The 24,853-nt window shown below is 54.8% G+C and carries 17 protein-coding genes; 5 read left to right on the forward strand and 12 right to left on the reverse strand.

Going from position 1 to position 24,853, the window contains the following annotated elements:
* Nucleotides 1-10: 10 nt before the first annotated feature.
* The 9 genes from ACVDG4_RS15280 to ACVDG4_RS15320 form a co-directional block, all read right to left on the reverse strand.
* The gene (locus ACVDG4_RS15280) at nucleotides 11-1,189 is read right to left on the reverse strand and encodes an EAL domain-containing response regulator (protein WP_447235706.1); all 1,179 of its coding nucleotides are present in this window, start codon (nucleotides 1,187-1,189) and stop codon (nucleotides 11-13) included.
* Between the two features lie 25 nt (nucleotides 1,190-1,214).
* A complete protein-coding gene (locus ACVDG4_RS15285) occupies nucleotides 1,215-3,689 on the reverse strand; it encodes a PAS-domain containing protein (protein WP_447235707.1) in 2,475 nt (824 codons plus the stop codon).
* A gap of 27 nt (nucleotides 3,690-3,716) precedes the next feature.
* The gene (locus ACVDG4_RS15290; RefSeq protein ID WP_447235708.1) at nucleotides 3,717-4,448 is read right to left on the reverse strand and encodes a hypothetical protein; all 732 of its coding nucleotides are present in this window, start codon (nucleotides 4,446-4,448) and stop codon (nucleotides 3,717-3,719) included.
* A gap of 27 nt (nucleotides 4,449-4,475) precedes the next feature.
* Complete coding sequence (locus ACVDG4_RS15295; protein ID WP_447235709.1) at nucleotides 4,476-6,428, reverse strand: CHASE2 domain-containing protein; 1,953 nt, start codon at nucleotides 6,426-6,428, stop codon at nucleotides 4,476-4,478.
* Nucleotides 6,429-6,473: 45 nt separating this feature from the next.
* Nucleotides 6,474-8,654, reverse strand: a complete 2,181-nt coding sequence (locus tag ACVDG4_RS15300; RefSeq protein WP_447235710.1) for a caspase family protein — start codon at nucleotides 8,652-8,654, stop codon at nucleotides 6,474-6,476.
* A 157-nt stretch (nucleotides 8,655-8,811) separates the two neighbouring features.
* Nucleotides 8,812-10,314, reverse strand: coding sequence for a glucosamine inositolphosphorylceramide transferase family protein (locus ACVDG4_RS15305; RefSeq protein ID WP_447235711.1), 1,503 nt, complete (start codon nucleotides 10,312-10,314; stop codon nucleotides 8,812-8,814).
* Nucleotides 10,311-11,447, reverse strand: a complete 1,137-nt coding sequence (locus ACVDG4_RS15310) for a glycosyltransferase family 4 protein (RefSeq protein ID WP_447235712.1) — start codon at nucleotides 11,445-11,447, stop codon at nucleotides 10,311-10,313. The genes ACVDG4_RS15305 and ACVDG4_RS15310 overlap by 4 nt, the downstream gene beginning before the upstream one ends.
* A gap of 2 nt (nucleotides 11,448-11,449) precedes the next feature.
* A complete protein-coding gene (locus tag ACVDG4_RS15315) occupies nucleotides 11,450-12,739 on the reverse strand; it encodes an oligosaccharide flippase family protein (protein ID WP_409693845.1) in 1,290 nt (429 codons plus the stop codon).
* A 59-nt stretch (nucleotides 12,740-12,798) separates the two neighbouring features.
* The gene (locus ACVDG4_RS15320) at nucleotides 12,799-14,313 is read right to left on the reverse strand and encodes a hypothetical protein (RefSeq protein WP_447235713.1); all 1,515 of its coding nucleotides are present in this window, start codon (nucleotides 14,311-14,313) and stop codon (nucleotides 12,799-12,801) included.
* A 183-nt stretch (nucleotides 14,314-14,496) separates the two neighbouring features.
* Between ACVDG4_RS15320 and ACVDG4_RS15325 the strand changes: the two genes are divergently transcribed.
* The 4 genes from ACVDG4_RS15325 to ACVDG4_RS15340 all read left to right on the forward strand — a co-directional run bounded on the left by ACVDG4_RS15325 (nucleotide 14,497) and on the right by ACVDG4_RS15340 (nucleotide 19,889).
* The gene (locus ACVDG4_RS15325) at nucleotides 14,497-16,644 is read left to right on the forward strand and encodes a GumC family protein (RefSeq protein ID WP_447235714.1); all 2,148 of its coding nucleotides are present in this window, start codon (nucleotides 14,497-14,499) and stop codon (nucleotides 16,642-16,644) included.
* A gap of 95 nt (nucleotides 16,645-16,739) precedes the next feature.
* Complete coding sequence (locus ACVDG4_RS15330; RefSeq protein ID WP_306147557.1) at nucleotides 16,740-17,576, forward strand: WecB/TagA/CpsF family glycosyltransferase; 837 nt, start codon at nucleotides 16,740-16,742, stop codon at nucleotides 17,574-17,576.
* Nucleotides 17,577-17,628: 52 nt separating this feature from the next.
* On the forward strand, nucleotides 17,629-18,762 hold the full coding sequence (locus tag ACVDG4_RS15335) for a glycoside hydrolase family 5 protein (RefSeq protein WP_447235715.1): 1,134 nt from the start codon (nucleotides 17,629-17,631) through the stop codon (nucleotides 18,760-18,762).
* An 11-nt stretch (nucleotides 18,763-18,773) separates the two neighbouring features.
* Nucleotides 18,774-19,889, forward strand: a complete 1,116-nt coding sequence (locus ACVDG4_RS15340) for a GNAT family N-acetyltransferase (protein WP_447235716.1) — start codon at nucleotides 18,774-18,776, stop codon at nucleotides 19,887-19,889.
* Between the two features lie 21 nt (nucleotides 19,890-19,910).
* On the opposite strand, the gene ACVDG4_RS15345 is transcribed toward ACVDG4_RS15340, so the two are convergent.
* The 3 genes from ACVDG4_RS15345 to ACVDG4_RS15355 all read right to left on the reverse strand — a co-directional run bounded on the left by ACVDG4_RS15345 (nucleotide 19,911) and on the right by ACVDG4_RS15355 (nucleotide 23,050).
* Nucleotides 19,911-21,176 carry an ABC transporter permease gene (locus ACVDG4_RS15345; protein WP_209174581.1) on the reverse strand — a complete coding sequence of 422 codons (1,266 nt, stop codon included), beginning with the start codon at nucleotides 21,174-21,176 and terminating at the stop codon, nucleotides 19,911-19,913.
* Complete coding sequence (locus ACVDG4_RS15350) at nucleotides 21,173-21,949, reverse strand: ATP-binding cassette domain-containing protein (RefSeq protein WP_209174917.1); 777 nt, start codon at nucleotides 21,947-21,949, stop codon at nucleotides 21,173-21,175. Before ACVDG4_RS15350 ends, ACVDG4_RS15345 begins: the two co-directional genes overlap by 4 nt.
* Before the next feature lie 102 nt (nucleotides 21,950-22,051).
* Complete coding sequence (locus tag ACVDG4_RS15355) at nucleotides 22,052-23,050, reverse strand: taurine ABC transporter substrate-binding protein (protein WP_447235717.1); 999 nt, start codon at nucleotides 23,048-23,050, stop codon at nucleotides 22,052-22,054.
* 350 nt (nucleotides 23,051-23,400) lie between these two features.
* On the opposite strand from ACVDG4_RS15355, the gene ACVDG4_RS15360 reads away from it, so the two are divergent.
* Nucleotides 23,401-24,783, forward strand: coding sequence for an aminotransferase family protein (locus ACVDG4_RS15360; RefSeq protein ID WP_447235718.1), 1,383 nt, complete (start codon nucleotides 23,401-23,403; stop codon nucleotides 24,781-24,783).
* The last annotated feature ends 70 nt before the right edge of the window (nucleotides 24,784-24,853 follow it).

The following is a 24,853-nucleotide window of genomic DNA, read 5'->3' on the forward strand; positions in this document are numbered from 1 at the left end:
GCGGATTTCATCAGCTGGCGAGATCGCCATTCTGGCGTGCCCATACCAAAAGCTCGTCAGATGGCATTGGCTTGGCGATGAAATAGCCCTGCACCACATCAACTCCCAACTCGGCGATGAGATCCCATTCCGCCTGTGTTTCGACACCTTCAGCGACTGTGGAAAGGCCCAGTTTTTTGGCCAACGATACGCTGGACTCCAGCATTGCGCGGGCTTCATCGTCTTGGGGTGCGCCATCGACGAACGCCCGATCGATCTTCAACTCTGTGAACGGGATGCGTTTCAGCTGCTGCATCGACGAAGCGCCGGTGCCGTAGTCGTCAATGGCAAGCCCAACGCCCTTCATCCTCAAACGCGTAAGGATCTCGAGCGGCGCTGCGACATCCTCCATGATCCGGCTTTCGGTCACCTCGATGATCACGGAATGCGGATCGATGGCTTCCTTTGCGATCGCCGCAATAACCAGATCGAACACCTCATACCGCGTTAAGGAATCGACGGAGAAATTCACCGCCACTTTGATGTCGAGCCCCTCTCTTTGCCAGGTAGCTGAGGTAACCATCGACTTCTCAAACACCTGACGCGTCATTTCGTCGATCAGACCATTTTCTTCAATGACCGGAACAAACGCAATCGGTGGGATCAACTTGCCATCTTCACTGCGCCAGCGGACCAGTGCTTCAACCCCGATCAATTTCTGGTCCGGTACTGCGACCTTCGGCTGGAAAAAGACATCTATCGCTCCGCTCTCCAACCCAGCTTTGATTGTCTCAAGCGGAAGACTTTCAATCGGTCCGCGTCGCGCAGCGGATTGTTGGGCAACGTGCTTGTCGAGCAAGACCTTAAGCGGATCGGGTTTGATCGGCTTTTGAATGGCCCCAAGGACTTTTAGCCGATGCGCCTCGGCAAGCTGCGTTGCTGTTTGCAGGATCCGCTTGTCCTCGCCGCTCACCAGGATAATCGCGCAGGGCGCATCCCGCTCGGCAAGGTGGCGCAGAAACTCTAGACCGTCCATGCCCGGCATGTTTAGGTCGCAGAGAATGACATCGGGCGCATGGGCCTCCACAGCGTCCAGGCCCTTGGCACCGTCCTCCGCCGACAGGACCATGTCATATCCAATTCTGGTCAGTATCTTGGTCGTTAAGGTCGTGATGAACGGGTCATCATCGACGATCAAAACCTTGGCCATGCCCATATCAGGGGTCCAGTTCTCGTCAAAAGTCGGCAATGTGGGCCGCAATCTGCTGCATTATTGGCCGAAGCTTTGGAAACTCCACGTTAATGGCGGCCCAATCGTCGGATTTTCCAGCCTTCTCCAGGCTGAGACTGAGATCAGCGAGTTCATTGGCGCCGACGGCCCGCGCCGAGGATTTGAGTTTATGGCCGGCCGCACCAACTGCGGCCGCGTCCTGTGCTTCAACGGCGTCTGCAATTTCTCCAACAACAAGCCAGGCAGGATCAACAAAATCAGTCAGAACCTCATGGATCGTCTCGCGGTCATCGCCAAAGATCTCTTCCAACGGCGACAGATCGATCGGCGCATGTTCGGCGGTGTTTATTGGTGAATCGACGGCGGCAGCCCCACCGTCTTGGAAGCCAATTTCTGCAACCACATCAACACGATTGACCGCTGCGTGCGGCAGCCAGCGCTTCAGCATGTCCTTGAGTTTTTTCATCTCAAGCGGTTTCGGCAGAAAATCATCCATCCCCGCTTCGAGGCACCGGTCGGCTTCTCCTTGAAGGGCATTTGCGGTGATCGCAATGATCGGAACCCGTGTCGATCCATTGGTCTCGTGCGCACGGAATTGCCGTGTCATTTCCAATCCGTCGAGCTTCGGCATGTGCACATCTGACAAGACAATGCCGAAACGGCCGGATCGCATCGCTGCCAGCCCAGCATCACCGTCTTCCGCAACCTCGCATTGGTAGCCAAGAAGCCGCAACTGCCGCTGGATGACATCCTGGTTTGTCTTGTTGTCCTCAATCACCAGAACCAATTCACCGTTTGCCATAGCTTCGTCTGCGCTTGGCGCGACACATCCGCCCGCCTCGACAGAGGGAGCATGTCTGATGGAGCTGGGTGACGCCCGTCCCATCGCAACACACAGACTATTCAGCAAGTTTCGGCGGGTAAGCGGTGTGGCTGGCACCACTGTCGTATCCGGCAACTCAAGAGGCGTTCCAAGATCGGCCATCCGGCGTTCGATGACAAATCGTGTTTTCTGAAGATCCCCATCGGCGCGGAAACGCTCCCGTAGATCCGATCTTGCCGTTTCCTCATACCCGAGACCTAACAAGACGGTGTCATATGGAGCCAACTTTTCATGCGCCTCAATTGCGCTTTGAAAAAGAAGTTCCGGCTCGCTCACGACGTCAACGGAAATGCCTGAGCAACCAAGGTAGGTCTCAACAAGAGTCCTCCGTGTCGGGTCATCGGGCACAAGTGCCAGAACCTTCACACCCGCCAGCTCATGGCCGGTTTCGACACCTGCCTCTTCAACGATCTCGTGTGTCAACGTGACTGTGAATGTGCTGCCGTCCCCTGGAACACTCTCCACGTCGATTGTTCCCCCCATCATGTCAACCAAGCGCCGCACTATTGTCAGACCAAGGCCGGTGCCGCCAAACCGGCGCGTGGTGGACACATCTGCCTGCTGAAACGGTTGGAAGAGGTTTGCCGTCTGTTCCGGGGTCATACCGATCCCGTGATCTTGCACTTGATACCGCACGGTAGCTTGGCCTTCGGAAACTTCAAGCAGATCGACCCGCAGCGTGACCTGGCCAGCTTCGGTAAACTTCACCGCGTTGCCGAGGAGGTTAAACAGGATCTGGCGCAGCCGGACCTGATCTCCTGCAACTTCAGCCGGGATCCTCGGATCGCAGTAGGCGATGAAATCGAGCCCTTTTGCACAGGCATTCGGCCCCATGGTTTCACCGACGCCCTCTACCACATCAAGGATGGACATGGGGATCATTTCCAGATCCATCTTGCCGGCTTCAATCTTGGAGAAATCAAGGATGTCATTAATGATGGTCAGAAGCGCAAAGGCAGAGTCCCGGACAGTTGAGGCCATTTGCATCTGTTCGTCATCGAGATCGGTATGCGTCAACAGATCAATCATGCCGACAACACCATTCATGGGCGTTCGGATTTCGTGGCTCATGGCGGCCAGAAACATGTCCTTGGCCTTGGTGGCACTTTCGGCCTTTTCCCGTAGCTCTTCGGCACGCTTACGGTTCGCCTCGGCCTTTTCCATCATGTCCAGTGTAGCCTGACGCGCCTCTTTCAACTCTTCCATTTGCCGAAGCAGCTGATGGCGCGCAGCAACCCGTTCGGTGATGTCGGAATAGGTGCTGACAAACCCGCCCCCTGGCAACGGCCCGCCTTTAACCTCCATGTAGGTGCCATCCGGGCGGGCACGTTCAAAGGCGTGTTCTTCGAAACACCGAACTTTCTGCATCAAGCCCTGGACGATCTCGTCCACATCTCCAGTCCCGAACTCACCGTGCTCGGCGTCAAAACGAATGAGGGCTTCGACGCTTTGGCCTTCGAAGACCAGCTCGTCAGGGTAATGGCGCATGTCGCGGAACTTCTGGTTCCAGGCGAGAAGCTTCAGGTCCTCACCGAACACAGCAACGCCCTGGATCATGCTTGAAAGCACGCTTTCGAGCAGTCCGTCCCTGTTCATCCGCATGCTCCCTAATGCCCCATTCGATCAATCCGTCAGGCTCAATCCAGCATGGATCCGTTCGATCAACGCCAGCGCCTGGCGTTGGCATTTGTGCTCCATCAGCCACGTGAAAACGGCACCAGGCCCGGCTTGCCACAGGTCGTCCGGCGCAACGATCAAAGCCAAGTCCCGGAGTTCACCGTCGATCGAAACCATCAATCTTCCATCCGCCGCGAATTCGTCCGGCAGCGCCATCACGTGTTCGTCCACCGGCCAAGCGACATCCGTTAGACGGCCTGCGCTGCTGCGAATAGAGATATCTGTGCCCTGCCCGGCATCCCGGCGCCACAAGGTCACAGTATCCGGCAAGGTGCACCGTGGTCCTGAACTGTCGACGCTGACATGCCAGATGCTCGGCGGCACCATGAACGCACCATCAGTGACCCTAGATGCGCCCATGACATCGGATCGCGCGTCCGGATCACCGACAAGTGCAAGGACCGCCGACCAACCCGCGGCGTCACTTTTTTGAATTGAGGCCTCACTATTAGCCGCCGGTTCACCAGAGTACGGCCCCTCGAGGACCTGCATTTCACCGCTTTGGGATAGGAGAGTGAGTTTGGCGCCCTCCGGCAAGTTGATTGCCTGCCCGGTTACCAATCTCGTTCCCGGCGCGATTTCGTCTGTACCGCTCACCGCGACAACAACGATTTCCGCATGTGCTGGCAGCAACATCATCGCCAATGCTGACAGGCAAATCCAAAGTCTTTTCGCCATCTTCACTCCTCAGGCGCTGGTGAAGCGTCACTTCTCCGACAAGACAACTTTCGTGCCAGACAGCCCTTTTTCCAGCCGGGCCAAATGAAACCGGGACGGCCCGTCATCTGACTTGATAGTCAAAACCCGTTCAAAAAGGGTTTTTGCAACCTCTGAATCTTCGTTCAGCTGATCGTAAGCAGCGATGTAGTCCTTGAACCAGATTTCCTCGGAGACGCTTTTGGGACTTGGTTCGAAACAGCCAAGGGTCTGCTGCCGCCCCTTCAGAACAACTTCGCCGAGGGGCCGGAAGACAAAATCAGTACTCCCTTCAAGCCGGTCCAGAACAGTCTGACTAACGCAGATGCGAGAGCCAAGATATTTATTGGCGCCTTCCAATCGTGCCGCCGTGTTCACCGTATCTCCAATCCCGGTGTAATCGAAGAAACGGTGACCACCGAAATTCCCGATCACCGCATCGCCGCAATGCGCCCCGATGCGGGTCACGCCCAGCGACACACCCTGGTCCAACAAGGATTTCCGATACCGTTCCGAGGTCTGATCCAGCTCGACAGCAAGGGCAACTGCGTTTTTCGCTTGCGAAGGATCATCTTCGGGTGCGCCCAGGAAACAGACCACCGCGTCGCCGATTAGCTTGTCGAGCGTTGCCCCATGACGGAAGACAACGTTACAGACTTCATCCAGATATCCATTCAGGATTTCTGCGACGCGATCCGGCGGCAACTCCTCTGATAGGGTTGTAAACCCGGCCAGGTCTGTGAATACGTATGTGACCAAGCGCTTCTCACCGCCCAGCGCAAGTTCAACTTCACCGGTTGCCAAACGTCTGACCACTTCAGGACTGACGTATTTCTCAAAAGCCGACACCACGAACGCACGCTCCAGCCGGTCCTGCCGCCATCGCACAAGAGCCAGCAGGAAAACACTTGCCGATGCTGCGGTCACAGGGCCGAGAACCGGGAGCAAAGCGGTACCAGCCTGCATCAATCCCCAAGCCGCCACCCCATAAAGGCCGAGGCACATCGCAAATCCGGTGAAGAACACTTTTGGTTGCCGGAAGATTGTAAAAACAAAAGCCGAAACGCCGGCAAAAAGGACGAGCAACCCAATTGACTGGGCAAAGGTCGGGACGGCAAGCGCGCGTCCGGACAACAACTGCGCCAGCACATGAGCATGGATCTCAATGCCTGGCAGGTCCCCAGCCTGGACACCCTGAAGTGAGGCTAAAGGCGTCGCATGGCGGTCCGTGCCCGGAAGATCCGTCCCGATCAAAACATATTTGCCGGAAAACCAGTCTTGAGGAAGAAAGGCGACGGTATGGGCGGGGTAGCGCGGGAAACGCCCCGCCTCATCCGCCGAAAGCGCGGGATAAAAGATCCGGCTGTCAAAAGGCGTCTTTTCAAAACGCTGATTTGCAAGCGCTTCGGTGAATAGCGGTGTCTCACCATCGTTGACCGGCAGATGCCGCAGAATGCCATCTGCATCGTCTCTCTGCAAAATTACAGACCCCGGTTGCCGGCGTTCCACTACGGACGCCAGATAAGCAGCTTGTTTTTCTGTCAGAAGACTGGCGGGGACGGTCGCCAACACAACAGGGGCCTTAAGGTCATCGAGAATCCGAAACAGTCGGGCGTCTTTTTCCGGTTCGCTCGGGCTGTCAAACAGCACGTCGATGCCAATCCCTGCCGGTCTGGCCGCATCGAGGGAGACCAGCAATTCGGCCAGAAACCTGCGGTCTATTGGAGAGCGGTAAGGGAAAGAGGCCAACGTATCTTCTGTGATCGTAACAATCACAATATCCGTATCGGAGACTTGCTCGCTGGGCATGAACTCCAAGACGGCAAGGTCGCCAACTATCGGGTCTAGCCGGCTGGCAACCGGTATCGCAATCAGCACTGCAAGCAGCGCTGCGCAAACTGCACTGCCCCATCGCCCCAGAAAACTGGTTTCAGGTCTGCCGGGTGGCGACGAGGTTGTCATCGCGCGCCGCCAAATGTGTTTTGCCAGTCGACAGCTGAGAACACCTTAGTTCGGTGCATCAAATCGTTGGACTTCTGATTGCGTGCCATCAGCATAAGTCAACTGCACAGATATGAACTGCGTCGGCTTCGGAATGGTCGCATGAACGGTCGACCCAGGCCCGCTGGAAGGGATTGCATGCGGATTGTCAGGATCGCAAGCACCGATCTCAAACGTCTGATCCGGCGCATCCGTATCCAATCCATAACGCACTTCATCAATGGCGCACCGGTAACTGATCAAATGGGTGAAATAGACCAGCCGCTTGCCGTCATAGTCCCGGTAGCTGAGCCAACCATTCGGCATCCTTTCCAAGATATCTTTTTGCCCTGCGATGAGGGCCAGGCCCGGACTGAACTTGATCTGGAACGGTCCCTGTTCTTCGCCGCGAATGTCGGTGTATTTGACCGCAATATCCATTTCGCCAGCATTGCCCGGCAGCTCGATCATTGGATAAGCGATCGGCCGGCCAGTCGTTGGATCCATGGAATTCGCCATGAAACCGGTCGACTTGAAATCCTGATCCGGCAGTTTGACGAAGATCTCTTGCGTGCGGTCGGCGATCGCCAGATTGATCATCCATCCCTGATTGCTGCGCATAGCATTGATTTTAACCGGATTGCTGAGGGCAGCGGTGTTCATGACCGATAAGGCCGCCAACCGTGTCTTGGCATCTTCCTGCCATTGGGCCGCCATCTGCTGGTCGATGAAGTACCGCAGGAACCGTCCTTCATCGACGCGTTCCTGAAATTTCTGCAACAGCTCCAGTTCCTGCGTCTTGTCGGCGAGCGATTGCTGACCAACCCGCGCCGCAGAAAAATCCTGGCTCAGAGCGTAGTAGGCAGGTGTGAAATCCGGATATGCATCAATGAATGTGGCGAGCCGACGAACGCGTTCCTCACGCTCTTCCAGCAAGATTTCGGCAAAGAGTGTTGTCGGGTCGCGCCGGCCTTGCGAAAAGGCATTATAGACTTCGCGCGCGCCTGCCCGCCCCTCCTGGATTTTCAACACCGACTGGAATCGGACGTGCGGATCGACTTGCGGTTCGCCGAACGCAAAATACTTCAGATAATCCTGACGTGCTTTGGGATAATCGCCTTTGATCTCCCGCAGGCGTGCATTGGCGTAAAACTCATGCGGACGCTGCGGATTTTCGACCAGCAACGACCGGCTCTGGATCTTGGCAAACAGCTGCTCGATGTCTCCAGACGCTCCTGAGCCGATTTGGGCAAGCCTTGCCTTGGCAAGTTCAGAGAACGCTCCTTGCGGAAACCGGTCAAGGTAGGCCTGGATCTGCTGGCGGTCATCAGAGTCCTTCACATCGTTCCAGAACTGCAGTTCGACCTGAATGGCATCAGCACTGAGCGGCGCTGCCGATTGTGCCCCGGTGTCCTGCGTTGTTCCGCCAGGCAGCAGCACAATATCCTGCGTCAAAGATGAGTGATCCCACGGCACCTGTTCACCGTCCGTTGCTTCGACCACTTGCTGGCGAACGCGCTTGAAGACCGTTTCAATCGACGCGCCAGGAACAAGCATTTCACGGGCTATTGCAGCGGTGTAAGGGCTGTTCAATCCAGCTCCGTCTGTCGCGGTGCTGCCAGGGGCTGTCGCAAAGGAAATGAAGCTTCCGCGCGGTGTACTCGTCAAAAGAGAGAAGCCACCGGCGGTCCCGCCCGCAGAGCGTGTCAGAGCTGTGTTACGGCACGCGTCCAGAATGACGATGTTTGCGCCTTCATGTGAGCTCTCAACTGCGGTGAGCACCCAGTCAACCGAAAGAGCCTCGAACTCGGCATCAACTTCATCCCGCAAATCAGCTTCAAGCGGCGCTAGATAGTTCTTTCCACCTGCTTCAAATCCGTGCCCCGAATAGTAGAACGCCGACAAAGAGCCCTTCGGCGCTGCTTTCAGTTTATCAGAAAAGTCCCGGACCGAGCGTTTCATGGTCCGCAAGTTGGCATTCAACACCAGCTCGACGGTAAAGCCTGCGGATCTGAGACTGTCCGCAACGAGCGCGGCATCGTTTGCCGGGTTTTTCAACGCAGTCAGTGTCTTACTGTCATAATCGGCATTACCAATGACTAACGCGTGCCGCTCACTTGCACCTGCAGAACCGCATATGGTCAGAACAAGCACAAACGCCAGAAACATGGTGTTTTTAAAAAGACTTCCCGGCAATGTCAGGGCCATCTCACGCCTCCGTTGACGGATATGTTCCGATAATTTGATATGAGAAAGAACGTAACGTCAATTGTAGGCGCCTGCAGTGCCCGACCTTTTTAAAATTCGACGACAGCCGATCCGTCAACTGCGTTGAGCCGACAGCTCAAGCATTTATCTCAGGGCTCTATCTATTGAAAAAGGCTTTCATTTTCGCAGCGAGTTCTGATTTTGGATGGTAAGTGCACCCATCAACAACCTCCAGATCACCAGCCTTGTTCAGAGTATGCAATTTGCGTCCAGGCCACAACGGTCCTGGTGTCAGCGTTTCATGAACCGACTGCTGAAACGTTGTCGGACTTAATTCGTCGACGCGGGCAAAGGCGAGTGCCGCTCCATAGCCGTTTCGGCAATCCTGGACCGGACGCCACAAATCTCCGCCCTGCAAAAAGAATCGTCCTGCCGGCCGAGCAGCGCGGTCATCAACGAGGACAGGATTTTGCCCGTGGGCATGCCAAGGGCCCAACAAATCATCTGCATAATAGACGCTCAGACAGTCGGAATACCCGCCGACACCGTTTCGGGTGACGGCAAACATCCAGAACCGCCCCTCATACTCAATGATGGTTGCATCTGCCGCTTCTACGCCAGTTAACAGCACAGTGTGCCGCTCCCATTGGCCGGGAAATCTTGCTGCCCGGTAAAGCACGACTTCTTTGTTCGTAGAACTTTCCGGGATCATCCAAAATTCTCCATCCCGTTCAAAAACAAAGGGATAAGAAAGATGCCATGGTTCTTCCAGAACCGTTGATGCTTCGCCGACCGGACCGTCTTGTGTCATCTGCACCATCGAGATGACACCCTTTTGGGTGTCGTGCGGTAGGGCTTCGAAAAACAGATAATATCGGCCATCCGTTTCGATTGGAAAAGGATCGGCGAAGAACGTGTCATGCGGGCTTTTGAGAACGTGCCAAGGCTCTCCGCTCAGGTCACGGGTGCCCGCAACGCCTTCACCGTCAACAAATCTCCAGCCCACCCGCCAATGGGACGTGTAGAAAAACGCTCTGTAGACAGATCGGACCAGCGTGACCGCCGTTTCCCGCAACAACCGGATCAGGACCTGTTTCTGCGTGACCACTTGAAGTGCCTCTGCCTTCATTGGTGTGCCGTGCGCATGAGACCCTTCAACGACCTTCTTGATCAGAACTGCCACTCTCGAATAGACGGCGTCCATTGCACCGCCAAGTCCTCGTGCGGCCTCGAGCGAGGCGGTTCCGCACGCCGCAACGGTGCCAGCTTGCCGATCGATAACTTCTATGAGTGGTGTCCCTTTGCTCATCAATGCAGAGAATAAGGCTTCCTCACCGCAAGCTCCGTTGTATCGGACCTCAAAAATCTTGGAGCTTCCGTACTCACTCCCACCCATAGTGAGATCGAAAACTAGATCAGTATTTTTTCTGGTGGTGTGAGGCAGCTCCGAAGGGTCCAGTTTGCTCATACCGGAGAACGGATCTGCGCCGAGAACGCGTTCCTCAAGCTGCAGGGCCGTTTTCAGTTCCCTGGATACTGCCGCTGATGGCTTTATCAAATGATACGCCACTTCCTCTGACTGAGACGTCTTCAAGAGCTCGGCGAGATGCAGCAGCCATCGTCGGCACCTGTCCTTTTCAACAAGGATCCCGACCTTCATGAGACCGCCATGACCTGATGCTTGTCAGCGGCTAGATCTTTGCCAGTCGCAAGGGTTTCGTAGGCATCCACCATAGCATTCAGCGAATACCGCTCTTTCAAATCGCCGCTTCGATCTCGAAATGTCTGCGCCACTTTCGGATCATTCAGCATCGTGGCGATGGCATTCGCAAATGCTTCCGCGTCCATAACGTCAACAAACAGAGCACATGGTTTGCCATTGGCTTGAAGCACTTCCCGCAAGACCGGCAAATCGTTGGCAACAACGGGAATGCCCGCCTGTGCGGCTTCAATGGCTGCAAGCCCGAAACTCTCCGCAGCAGACGGGAATGTGAATACGTCCAGACAAACGAGAAATTTGCCGATCTCGCTGGGGGCAAATTCGCCCAGGAAATGAACACGGTTCGTGATCCCGAGTTTAATGGCTTCGTTTTGCAAACGCTCAAAATCCGGCCCCTGACCTGCGATTGCGAAATGCCATTCCGGCCGCTTAGCGAGGAGGGCTAGAACCTTGTCGATTTGCTTGGCCGGGTTGAGCCGTGCGGAAACACCAAGAAGCGGCACATCGTTAGGCAAGCCAAGTTCCTCACGGGCCGAGGCTTTGTCCATTGCCCAGTCTTTGGTTTCAAATCCCTGCGGTATCAAATCCAATCGCGACACATAGCGGTTTGGGTAGCGGCCATAGGTATCGAGCAGGAAGTTGGAGTTCACGGTGACCCGATCATAAATCCCGACAATCCCGAGACCCTTGTCGAGAAAGGCAACCACTGGATTGATCAAGCTGGGTGCCGTTACCTGATTGGCAACGATGACCGGACAGCCCGCAAGCCTGGCGACCGGTGCCCCGATCACATTTCCAAAATGTTGAAAGCAAAAGACGCAGTCTGGTTTGAAGTCCCGGATGGCCTTGTACAGCGCGCCCAAGAAAGAAAAGAAACGCCACTTGGACGGCCGGGTTTGGCGTACGATAACAGTGTCCGGTGGCGCCGAAAAATCTTCCGACTTCTTGTAGAAGAAAAGGTGCTGGACTGTGTGACCACGGTTTGTCAGGTGTTCCCCGAGCAGACGGGAAACTTCCTGAGCACCGGCATTTTCCGCTTGCGTCTGGATGAAGAGAATGCGCTGCCCACTCATTCTCACGATTCCTTCGCGTTCATACGATCCGGCGCCAATCCGCCCATTATACGCGTTGCCGTGACATTGTAACCAGTCGCAGTGCGAGACCGGACGCTAACCAGAACAGCCATTGCAACAAGCGAAACAGTCGTGGTCATAGCTGCACCAACAATCCCAAACATTGGAACAATCAAAAAGAAGCCAGCCACTCGAATGAAAACGCTGAGCGCAACGATCCGCAGATAAGCCCCCTCATGCCCGGTCAACATCAAAACGGGCGCCGCCGGGCCTGTTGCTGCCATTGCGGCGCTGCCGAGACAAAGGATCACCAGAACATGGTAATAAGCCATGTACTCTGAGCCAAAGATCATCAGCAACCAGTGACCTGCAACGCCAACTACAAACAGACCGCCGACAACCGCAAGCGCTGTCAGGATGGCAAGGGTCTGCAGCAACCGCAGCAGACCGCCCTCATCCGCTTTGTAGTAAAGCTCCGGAAATTGCCGCATGGCAAACATGTTGAACGCGTCCGCAACGGAGGCAAATCCGTTGGCAAGGCGCGTCGTAACGAAATAGGCGCCTGCGGCAATCGGATCGAGCAGATAGCCGACCAGAATGACGTCGAGATACTGATTGGAGGATTCCAGAATACTGGCGAACCAGAGCCGCGTGGAAGATGGCAGCCAGCGATCAACGGCGAACTCCGGTTTGGCTGCAAACATCTCCGGATACATTCGGCGCAGCACCCGGGTTAGGAAAAAAACCTGCAGGGCAATTGCCACGACTTTTCCGAGGACAATCAAATTGACAACCGATGTGACGGAAGAGCTCCAGTCAAAAACGAGACAGAAAATCAGCACAACGTTTGCAAACAGCAATGCGGTCAACTCTCTTTGCCCATCACCGACCAGTATGCTGACAATTGATCGGGCAAGACTGGAGAAAAACAGAAGGAAGACAGCAGCAGCAACAAACAATCCAGCGCTCAAGGCTGCCGCCCAATTGCTGTAGAAATAGACAATCCCCGCCATCACTATCGCGCCCAGAGTTGCGCCCAGCGCCGAGATCAACAACCCAAACACGATCCCGCCTTTGGCAACCGAAATTCGCCCGGCGGCAACGTTCTCGTTCCAGATCCGGATGATCAGCATTTCCTGGCCGAAAGCTGCGGCAACGGCTGCCATGGAAGCCGCACTGAAAAACAGCGCAAACTGGCCGAACTGCTCCTCACCCAACACGCGTGCGCTCAAGGTGAAGAGGGTGAAAGCCGACAGGATAGAGGCAGCTTTGACCATCATCGAGATGATCACGCCTCGAGTTTCCGACCTAAGGGCGAACGATGCCAGAGAGGCGAACAGGTTTTTCATGCCTATGGAACAAAGCCCTTTCGGATGGCTTGGCCAAGAACCATGCCATTTAGAGAAATCAATAGCCCGAGGGCGAGTGGCGAGAATAAAGCCTCTTCCTGAAAAATTCCGTTCACAAGAACGGTTAACAAAGCAAAACTCGCGGCAATGTGAAGAGATGCACCTGTAAAGGAAGCCACCCTAAGTGTTTGCCACCCGAGCCAGATGTATACTCCAAGTAGAAAGAACGCAGCTGGCCCCATTTGATAGAGCAAAACTCCAACCGCACTCTCGATTGCGACCGGCGTGCGCCCAGCGGCCTGATAAGCAGGCCAGTCCAGCTGAGAAAAGTCGGTACCGAGGTTGCCTCCCACACCGATGCCATGTCCGAAGGGGAAACCAAGAAAATTGTAAAGCCCGCCCATGAAGCCAAGCACGTGAAAGTCGCCGATCTGAAGCCCGACCAAAATTCCAGCGACGGCATAGAGTGCTAATACAAACCCAGTGACCCAAAGGCTCATCCGCGCGCCAAAGAGCTTGAATGCGAACCATGCTCCGATCACCAAAATGAACAGAATTAAGGCACCTTTCGCATTGGCAAAGACGAGCAAGGGGAACAGCAACAACGCCATGATAACCGAACCACGAAACAGCGCGAACACAAGCAGAAAAGCCACCGCATAGGAATAGCTGATCGCGTGCATGTTTGGCCCCATGAGACGCGTCACTCGAAGGTCCAATCCGTAGAGCAGCGGTGTGTTGAATAAATCGACGCGAAAGGCATCGAGAAAGCCCAGCATGACGTAACCGGTTTCCCGCGCTTCCTGGTCCCATTCAAGTGACAAACGCGCCGATCGCATATCCAGCTCCCAGTAGCTTTCACCTCCGGTGAAGTAGAGCCAATCCTCCCGGAAAATAAGTTCGATATATCCCATTAGAAGGAAGATCGTACCGACGATGAAGAGCGGTACGGTAAGGCCAAATTCAAACCGCCAAAAGGTGATCAAGGCAATTTGGAAGATGAGGATCGGCGTCAGAATGTTCCGGAGGTAAATGACAGCGGGAGTCGGGTTTTGAACAAAACCGATCAGAAAATAAAAAAAGACGAGCCCAACTGCGCCAAAGGTCAGGTTCATGATGAGATCGATGGACCTGTTTTGTCCGCGAAACCGGGTCCAGTAACTGGCGAAGAAAGCGGACCAAATCGATACGAGTATGACAAAGTTGTATCCTCGAATGATTTTGAATTCATCCGGGCCGCTCAGGTTAGACGAAACCATTGAAACAAAGAAATTCTGAAACAACAGGGCAATGATGACGCTGATCAATGCAGTGCGCGGCGCGTAGTTCGCGAGGAGAACACTGAGGACCAGAGCCATCGGAACCGCGATCAGCGGGCTTAAAATATGCCCCGCAACCGGCAGTCCGATGAGCACAAAACCACCTATCACTGCAGCCACCGAGCCCATCGGCTCCCGGCTCCAGTCAGGCCCCTCAGAAACCAGGCCATAGGATTGATTTTTATCGACAGTTCTCACGCAAATACCAAGCTCTCCGGGGCTGTCGTGCTATGCATTTCATCATACCGAAGGCGGTTATGTTTAACGGATAGTTATTGATTGATTGCTAAGTTTTTGCCAGCCGACGAACCCGCATACGAACCACTGCGCCAAACCTAGTTTTGATTAGAGTGCTTTTCGATACGACTGGAGCGCCTTGACATGACCGCCATTCCAGGTGGAGCTTGGAACCAAGAGACTCCGGAAGGTCCGTTTTCACAAGACGGAAAACAACGATACGGCGCATTCAACCAGGGTCTGATTGAATTCTCGCAAATCATCGGGTTCTTCCGCCGGAACCTTTTGCGCATCACGATCATCACGGCTGTTTTGACAGCGATCGCGCTTGTCCTGTTCTCGCTTTATCCGTTCCCGTACAAAGCGACTGCACTTGTTCTGGTTGACCCGCGCGAGCGCAGAGTGACACTTACCGAAAACGTTTTGCCGGGCATTGGATCAGATGCCGCTTTCTTGGAAAGTATCGTCCAAATCGTTCATTCCGATGGGTTTCTGCGCCCAGTGCTGGAAGATCTGGACGCCAAGACCGATCCGGTTTTTGCGCGTTCTGTAGGTCCTGACGACCGTGAATTGCTCGCGGCCTTCAAGCGGCGTTTGCAAGTCAATCGGGTGGGCGCGACCTTCATTGTTGAAATATCGTTCTCATCCAACGACCCAGATAAATCCGCTCTTTACGCCAATGCAGTCGCGCAAGCCTTCGTAGACAGCCAGACCGATGCGTTGGTGACCGCGAACGCCACTGCAGCTTCGTCCCTGGAAGAACGCCTGAACGACTTGAGGTCAAACCTTGAAACTTCTGAAAAAGCCGTTGCGAGCTTTAAGGCAGAGAATGGCATCATCGGTGTTACTCAAGACAGCACATTGTTACAGCGTGAACTGATCACACTGAACGAGCAGATTGTTGCCGCGAAGGCTGAAACAGAGGCCATCCGTTCAAGGGTTGAAAAGATCAGCACAGGCGCGGGTCTTCCGTCCACGACCGAACAATCGGACGCAGCACAGCTTGCAGAGCTGCGCCGTGAACGAGGCCAAATACTCCAGAACCTCTCCGAGTTCAGCCGGGTTTACGGCGACCGTCATCCCCGCGTGACCTCAGAGCGCAGCAAGCTGGCTGGAATCGAACGGCAAATCTCTCTGGAACAAAGCAGACTTCTTGCGATCCAAAAAGAGCGGCTTGAAAGTGCAAATTCCACTCTTCAAGCTTTGACCAACGAGCTCAATCAGAGGAAACAAACGGCCCTTCGAACCGAACGCGCCATGGTTCAGCTTGCAAGCCTGGAGCGTGAAGCAACCGCAAACCGACAGCTGTATGAAGAGTTTCTGGCTCGGTTCAAGGCAACCGAAAAGCAGAGCGGTCTGGAACTCGGGCAGGCTCGGATCGCATCGCCGGCCTTGCCTCCGCTGAAACCAAACCGGCCAAGTCGGGTTCTTGCTGGGCTCGTTTTTCTGGTCTTTTCGGGGGGCTGCGCGGTTCTTTATGCGTTTGCACGTGAGATGACAGGTGCTCCTGTAGAGAAAAAACGCGCGTCAAAGACGATGTCTCAATCGCTGTTTGGTTTTGGGAGACGGAAACAGACCGGACGCAAATTCAAAGAAGGCCGCAAGCGCTTTTCGGCGCCTGTTGGCAGATTGAATGAGACCATTCAGAAGATGGGTTTTCAGGAGGTTCCCGATCGCCCAATCCGCGCACAAAGGCATGCCCGCGCGAAGGATCACGACCATCACCGGGCCCAGACCCAAACCTATGAAAGGTTCGATCCGAAGGAAACTGCGCAGTATCTGAAGCGCGGTCCGCTTCGGCGTGACGTGAAGACCCTCCAAAGCAGAGGGGCAGTCGTGGTTGTAAGCTCGCTTGAGCCAAAGCTGGATCAGAGTGACGTCGTTCTTGGGATTGCAGCGCTTGCAGGACAGCGCGGGCTTCCAGTGTTGCTGCTGACTGAGAACCAGAACCTGATCGACGCTCACCGGACAGCGCCCGGCTCCTTGGGCCTGCCTGCAGCTCGCGCACTTTCAATTGTTGATCCTGGGGAGATCGCAACGAACCACTTCCGGAACCGGCGTTCTATCCTGGAGGTCGTTGAGGGCTTTTCAGTCAGCAACACAGCTCGTGATGCCTGCATGATCATTGACGCTCCGCCGGTGCGCAATCACGGGCAAGTCCAGCGCCTGTCAGAGTTTGCAGATCTGTTCGTCGTTGTAGAGGAAGAATTCGAACCACACTCAATCAACGAAGACCCTCTCTCTGGAATATCGTCAGAAGTGGAAGAAAAGCTACGTTGGGTAACGCTCTAATCTATTTCTACCAACCAGCATTTCTGTTTGCTGAACGTTAATTCCCTGACGTTATCTTGCACACTGCGAAAATTCCGGAGCCTGGCGAATAGATAATGAGTCCGCAGCGTCCAAGACATACTCAGAGAGACCAAAAAAAACATGGTCAGTGGGACGCCCGGCAGCTCGCACAGCTTGCCCAATCCTATCATGTCGTTGAGGTTCTCGGTGGGCTTCCAATCACATGGACAGATCGGAAGACCGCGGCCGAGACACTGATTGCGCGAGCGCTCGCCAAGCGGGGTTCAGCCGAAGAGCCCTATTATTCCACGTCTGCAAATGGACAAGTCATCGTCATGTGCGACGAGGACGATGCCGTGCGCCAGGAATTCCTCCAAGCAGATCAGATCCTTGCCGATGGGATGCCGATGGTTTGGATCGCGCGGATAAAACATGGTTTGCAGAACATCGAACGTGTCGCTACGACCGACCTTTATCACGACGTTGCGCTCGTGGCTCAAGATGTCGGCGCATCGTTCTATTTGCTCGGCGCCGATGAAAAATCCAACGCGGCGGCAGTCAGCAACACCCAGAAATTCTATCCCGATCTTCACGTCGTTGGCCGGAGAAACGGCTATTTTGGCGCGAACGAAGAAGATGCAATTGTCTCGGAGATCAACAACCTCGCACCCGATATTCTATGGATCGGCATGGGGGTCCCCCGAGAGCAGCAGTTCGTATCTCGGAACCTCAAGAAACTGACCAATGTCGGTGTCATAAAGACCTCAGGCGGGCTCTTTGATTTTCTGTCACTCAAGAATCCCCGCGCGCCGGAATGGATGCAAAATCTTGGTCTGGAGTGGCTCTACAGGACGATGCAGGAGCCACGCCGTCTCGGGCCGCGTTATCTTCAAACCAATCACAAAGCATTTTTTATCATGCTGAGAGACTGACCGTATGTGGGTGCGTACTCTGGCAAGGCTTGTGCTGCCCGCATGCCTGCCAATGACTGCCTTTGGAGGTGTACACGCCAGTCCGCAAAATGCCGATCATTGTTTTTCCGCTCAGACCTTTCCGGCATTTGAAAATCCTGCGCTTCTCGAAACGATGGCGCGCGGTGTGAACCTACCCAACTGGGATGCTAATGACATTGCTTACCGTCCTGATTTGAGCACTCTCAGGCTGCTTTATACAAACGGCTTTACGCACATCCGCCTCCCCGTTTTTCATAACGCGTTCAATACGGGCGACTGGGGATCCGAGGATCTTTCCAAGTACTCCGACGAACTCCAAGCTATGGTGCAAAACCTGCTCGCCATCGGGTTTACGGTAACGGTCGATTTTCACCCGGACGGGACGTTCAACCACGTCTATCGAACGGCACCGGACGAAGGATACCGACGGCTCGAAGACAGCTGGCGCTATCTTTCATCAGTGCTGGAAGGCACCAATCCAGCAAAGGTCGCCGTTGAGTTTCTGAATGAACCGGATACGTCGCCAGAAATCTGGGAGGACCACACCCGACGGCTCTCCAGACAACTACGCGACTGGCTTCCAAATCATACGTTCGTCGTTGGCCCACATGGCCCCATGCGCCATGAAAGTTTGGCGAACTTTCCACCTCTGACAGATGGTAACACCGTTTACGCAATTCATTTCTACGATCCATTCATTTTTACCCATCAGGGTGCCGAATGGCACCCGCCGGACGATACGGCACGCCTTGCCATTGGCGTCCCTTTTCCAACGAAAGAAAACGATGCCCGGATCAGATCGCTGGTCTCCCGGCTCCAGGCGGAAGGGCATGACCAAGCCGCTGAGGAAATTCGCCAGGTTTTCGAAGAACCATGGACGAAAAAAGACGTCCAGAACGCTTTTTCGACAATTGATAACTGGTCGCAGAAGTATGGGCTTCCTGTTGTCATAAATGAGTTTGGCGTACTTTCTTACGATGCCCCGCGAAACGATCGTCTCTATTGGCTGCAGGCGGTTACAACGGAAGCCGAAGCCCGTTGTATCGGCTGGACGCACTGGGATTATTCGGATGGGTTCGGCATTGTCGACCCGCGTACGCAAACATTGGACGAGGACGCGATAAATGCCCTGCTCCACCGTCCGGCTTCTCGAACAGCCGACTAGGAAACGCTGTTATGGATCATCAGAACATCAGTGTTCATTCCGGCTACCGGATTGAAGTCTGTAAGGAATACGATTTTTTATCCAATGAGTATTCAGCTCTTTTCGAAAGCGCGGCGGCAACGGCCTTTCAAAGTCCGCTTTGGCTTCATGAATTCTACAAAACCCTTGTCCCGGGTTCCGGCGCAGAACCGATAATCATGAAAATCTATCGCGAGGGTCAGGAGCAACCAGAGGTAATTCTGCCGCTAGTGCGAGAAACGTATTTTGGAATTCAGATCATTCAACCGGCGGATCTTGGAGTGGCCGATTACAATGCGGTAATCGGATCGCAAAAAAGCCTGGAAGACGTCTGTGCTGTTCCTGGGCTCGCGAGCAAAATCCTTACGGCCATGAAGCCGTATCATATTCTGCTCTTCCGCAAGCAACCACCGTCCACCTTTGACGCGTCGAAGTTGTTTTCCAAAGCAAGAAAAACCCCGAACATCAGCAGCTCCTATGAAGTCGAAATCGAACAGACGCACGATCATTGGCTGAAGACGCATGTCTCGAAAAACATGCGCAAAGGATTGAGGCGAAAGCTGAGCGGGTTCCAGAAAGATCATGGCCCGCTTGAATACAGCGAACTCTCCAATGAGGCTGACATCGAGAACGCGTTCGAGATCATGCGGGATCTTCGCGCTGGCCGCTACGAAACAGATTTGTTTTCAAGACCGGAGTATTTCGCATTCTACCGGAACCTTGCGGTCAAGGGCGCTCAAACCGGCATGACTTCAACCTTCGTCGGCAAACTCGAAAGTCGGATCATGTCGATCGATTTCGGCGTCCGTCACAATGGCCGTTTCCTGTTTTTGCTGGCAGCTTTTGTCGATGATGAGGACATGAAGCGTTACTCGCTTGGACTGCTCGGCCTTAATGAAAAGATCCGGCATGAAGCCGATTTGGGGACCACGATTTTCGATTTCACAATCGGTGACGAGCCCTACAAGCTCTCCTTTGGGGCAGAGCAAATCCCGCTCACAAATGTCACTGTCACAGCAGGCCCGATTGGCCAATTAGCATTCACCGCCTATCAGTCCCGCGGACCATTCCGCAGGACTTTGAAGAAACTGATTCCAAAATTCAGCTGATGTCCTGGTTTGACCGCTGCATCAGCTGCGGCCTTTCCACGGAACGAGCCAGTTTTCAGCGCGGCGCATCAAGACATCAATGGCAAACCCAATCACACCGATCAATATGATCCCCATGATCACAATGTCGGTAAGCTGAAACTTACTGGCTGCGACGATCATCTTGCCGGCGCCCTTTTCAGCAGCCACCAGTTCAGCAGCGACCACAGTCCCCCAACAAACGCCCATCGCAACCCGGGCACCGGTGAAAATCTCGGGCAATGAATTGGGCACGATTACGTGCCACAGGATCTGCGATTTGGACGCTCCGAGGGAATAAGCGGCATGAACCTTGGATATATTGACGCCTGAGACTCCAGCACGCGCGGCAATCGTCATGATCCAAAGAGCGGCAAGAAACAGGAGGATAATCTTGCCGGACTCGCCGATCCCGAACCAGATGATCACCAGCGGGATCAAGGCCAAGGGCGGCACGGGCCGCATAAACTCGACGATCGGATCAAACCACCCCCGGAACCAGCCGGACAGTCCCATAGCATACCCAAGCGGGATGCCGATCAGGCTGCCAAGAAGGAACCCAGCGCATACTCGCAGCAGCGACCAGCCCAGATGGTCAAGCAAGGTAATGCCCTGATAGCCATCCCCGAAGATCTCAACATACCGGTGCCAGACAGCCTCTGGTGATGGAAGCCATATGGGCTCCATCTGCATGCCCTTGTCCGGGGTAAAGTTCAGCGACCCCTTTGCTGTCAGCGCGACCGAACCATCTGCTACAGATACAGGTGATCCAACAGCAATTGGCTGACCATCGATGGCGGTGATCTTGAAGCCTTCGTCCTCACGGCCCTCATCGTTACGGTTGACCCTGATCAGACCACTCCGCCACGCGGCAACGCTATCGACATCGTTTTGCGCAAACCCACTACTCGGGGCCGGTTCAGGCAGCTCCACATCTTCCCCGAGCTTGTGCACCACGACGGTCACAGTCGCGCTGTCGGTCTCTCCGGCCGCATTTTCAGCGGTGTAGGTAAACTCGGTGGTGCCCATATACGGTCCGGGCACATGGATTGGGGTCAGTTTGGAACCTGTGAAGGCACCCCAGATAAAGAAGACAGCAAGGACTGAGATAACGGAGGCGATCCGGTTTGCCTTAACGGCACTCTCGTCCCCAAACGTCACGGTCTTCAAGCTGGTGAAGTCGTTCCGGTGAACAATCCTGAGCGTGAAAAAATGAACGATGAAAAAGGCGGCCGCAAAAATCGCGATATAGGCAATGAGAATGGTCATTGGGCAGCCTCCGCGCGGCCCATGATTTCCTCTTCCATTTCCCAAATCATGTTGAGGATTTCATCGCGTGTTTCAGAAAAGCCCTTTTCCCGCTTCACCTCACGAAGATCCGCATTCACGGCACTATCTGCGAAGGGAAGCTGATACTCCTTGTGTATCCGCCCGGGCCTTGGCGCCATAACCAGCAGGCGTTCACCGAGCAGAAGCGCTTCTTCAACCGAGTGGGTGATCAGGATAACGGTTTTGCCGGTCTCCTTCCAAAGCTTCAGAACGAGTCCTTGCATCTTCTCGCGTGTCAACGCGTCCAGCGCTCCGAGTGGCTCATCCATCAAAATGACATCGGGTTCGTTGGCCAGACACCTTGCGAGCGCAACCCGCTGCTGCATCCCGCCAGAGAGTTCATAAACCGCTTTTTCCTTGAAATCCTGCAGACCGACGATTTCCAGGAGATGATCAGTAATCTCATCTCTTTCTTTCTTCGCCATTCCCTTCATTCGGGGGCCGAAGTCGACATTATGGCGCACGTTCATCCATTCAAACAAAGCGCCTTTTTGAAAGACCATGCCCCGTTCAGGCGCCGGTCCTGTTACCGTCTCGCCATTCAGAACAACCTGACCGTCAGTTGGCGCCAGAAAACCAGCGATGATATTCAAAAGCGTTGTCTTGCCGCACCCGGAGGGACCAAGAACGGAGAGCAATTCACCGTCGTTCAGAGTGAGGGAAACATCTTTAAGCGCCTGGATCGAACTGCCATTTGGCAGGTCAAAGCGCATGGAAATATTGTCTAATAAAAGCGGCACTTCACTCTCCCGGTTGCCCAGCCTGGATGGGCAGCGGGCTTCCCGCCCGCTGCACCGTTTTCGCGAAACCGCAGTTTACATGTTGGCGGCAGCACCGAGCGCAGACGTGTCGACCGCGCCGTCATAGGAATCCCGTGCAGACGGGATGCTGCCGGCATTCACGAACACTTCCGCAACGCCCTTCATGAATTCCTGCGACCCGCCGCCGAGCCACTTGGCGCTAAGCTGATCTTCAACGCTCGGAAATACAAAGGTTGCCATGGTGCTCGAGGTGTCATCTTCGGACATACCTGCGTCTTTTGCGATCACAGGAAGCATTTCAGCAGTGTTGTCGCCGGAGTTCCACATTGCATTGGCATCGGCCGTCACTTTGAGGAACTTGGCCAGGGTGTCGCTTTCCTCTGCGATAAAGTCTGCAGGCGCAGATGTCACATCAAAGACCAGAATGCCGAGCTCTTCCTTCTCCGCACCTGTAAGCAGGACATTGCCATGCTCTTTCATGCGGCGGAGCGCACCGCCCCATCCACAGACCATGTCGAGGCTGCCTTGGGCAAAAGCCGCAGCGCCATCGGGCGGTGCCATGTCGACAACATCCATTGTGCCGATATCGACACCGAAATGCTCCATCTGCTTCAAGAAGCCATAGTGAGCTGCCGTACCGATCGGAACACCGACCTTTTTGCCCGCGAGCTCGCTGGCGCTGTCCTTATCGATTTCAAGCTTTTCAGCAACGACGCAGTTGTCGTTCTCTGAATAGCTCACAGCCACATCGACGATTTGCAGGTCCTGACCGGCGGATGTCGCGACGACGAAAGGTGGAACACCCTGGCTGACTGCGATCTGAACATCTCCGGAAGCCATCGCTGCCGACATCGCGGTGCCTGTGTCGAAGGAAACCCAGTTCACCTTCATGCCCAGCGCTTCGTCATAGAGCCCCTTTGCCTTGGCGTACTGGAACGGCATCGGCCATTCTAGAAAATAAGCAACTGTCAATTCCTCTGCTGCTGCAGGCTGGAACGCCCCCATCAGGGCCAGAAGCCCAACTGCACCACCAAGTTTCGATTTCAACGCCATGGTTCCACTCCGTTATGTTTGTGGGTCTGCCAAGCGCTAACAACAGGTATTGCTCACAAGCGCGCTGGCATTTGGTGACCGTCTCATTCCACTGGGTTTCAGGCAGTTCTGTCGCCGCCTTTTGTTTCCGGAAAAAGCGTATGAGCTGCGATTTCAGCTGACAAGCAACGGAATCCGTCTGGACCTATAGCTGGCAAATCACTGGCCCTATTGCGTGATTGGTGGCTGTGCACAGTGGCGCATGATTGTGCATTGCGATGGGTTGCCCTCACTGTTTTGGCGGCGAACCACAAGCGCACGTTTTCAGCCGGATACCGGCAGGTTTTCCAATCAACTCTGGGGATGTGGCCATGGATGCTGTTCTTGCGAAAAACGACAATTCCGACGTCATTGCTGCCGACAAGGCGCACGTTTGGCATCATCTCATTCAGCACAAGACGTTCGAGACCGTAGACCCGCGCATCATCGTTGAAGGCAAAGGACTGCGCGTTTGGGATGCCGCTGGCAAAGAGCACCTAGACGGGGTCTCCGGCGGTGTCTGGACCGTAAACGTCGGTTACGGTCGGGAGACGATTGCTGACGCCGTCCGCGACCAGCTTGTGAAGATGAACTTCTTCGCAAATACGCTTGGATCAGTTCCAGGGGCCCTTTTTGCTGAAAGGCTAATCTCCAAGATGCCGGGCATGAGCCGGGTGTTTTATTCAAACTCGGGCTCGGAGGCGAACGAGAAAGTCTTCAAGATGGTCCGCCAGATTTCCCAGCAGCACCATGGCGGCAAAAAATCGAAAATCCTCTATCGTGACCGCGACTACCACGGCACCACAATTACGGCCCTGTCCGCTGGTGGTCAGGGCGAGCGTTCGGCTCACTACGGGCCGTTCACGCCTGGATTTGTCGCAGTTCCACACTGCCTTGAATACCGGAACCAATATGACAGCGCGGAAGCTTATGGTGAGCGCGCAGCTGACGCCATTGAGGAAGTCATCCTCCGCGAAGGACCGGATACGATCGGTGCGATCTGCCTTGAAACCATGACAGCGGGTGGCGGTGTCATTGTGCCGCCAGAGGGTTATTGGGAGCGTGTTCAGGAGATCTGCAAACGCCACCAAATCCTAATCCATCTCGATGAAGTCGTCTGCGGCGTCGGACGCCTTGGAACCTGGTTCGGATACCAACAGTTCGGCATCAAACCTGACTTCGTTACAATGGCAAAGGGCGTGGCCTCCGGATATGCCGCAATCTCCTGCACCGTGACCACAGAAGAAGTCTTTGACATGTTCAAGGATGCGTCCGGCGATCCTCTGAGTTATTTCCGGGACATATCCACTTACGCTGGCTGTGCTGCTGGTCCCGCTGCAGCGCTTGAAAACATGCGCATCATCGAAGACGAAGGCCTTCTAGAAAACACGCTGTCGATGGGTGCACGCCTGATGGAAAACCTGGAAGGCCTGAAGGAAAAACACGCCGTAGTTGGCGACGTGCGTGGCCGAGGACTGTTTGCAGGCGTCGAACTTGTGTCCGATCGTGAGACCAAGGAACCGGCCAATGAAGCCAAGGTTCAGGCGGTCGCAGGGCACTGTATGGCCCAGGGCGTCATCATCGGCATGACCAATCGTGCACTTCCTGGCTTCAACAACACCTTGTGTCTCGCACCAGCATTAATCGCGACTGCCGATGACATCGACCACCTCACAAACTCGATTGATGAGGCACTCACAGCGGTGTTCAGTTAAGGATCGGAACCCGGCCAATCCAGCGCGGGTTATCCCAGCTGGTTAAAGGGCAAAAACCCCGGCTTCTGTC

This window comes from Roseibium sp. MB-4 (assembly GCF_053005265.1).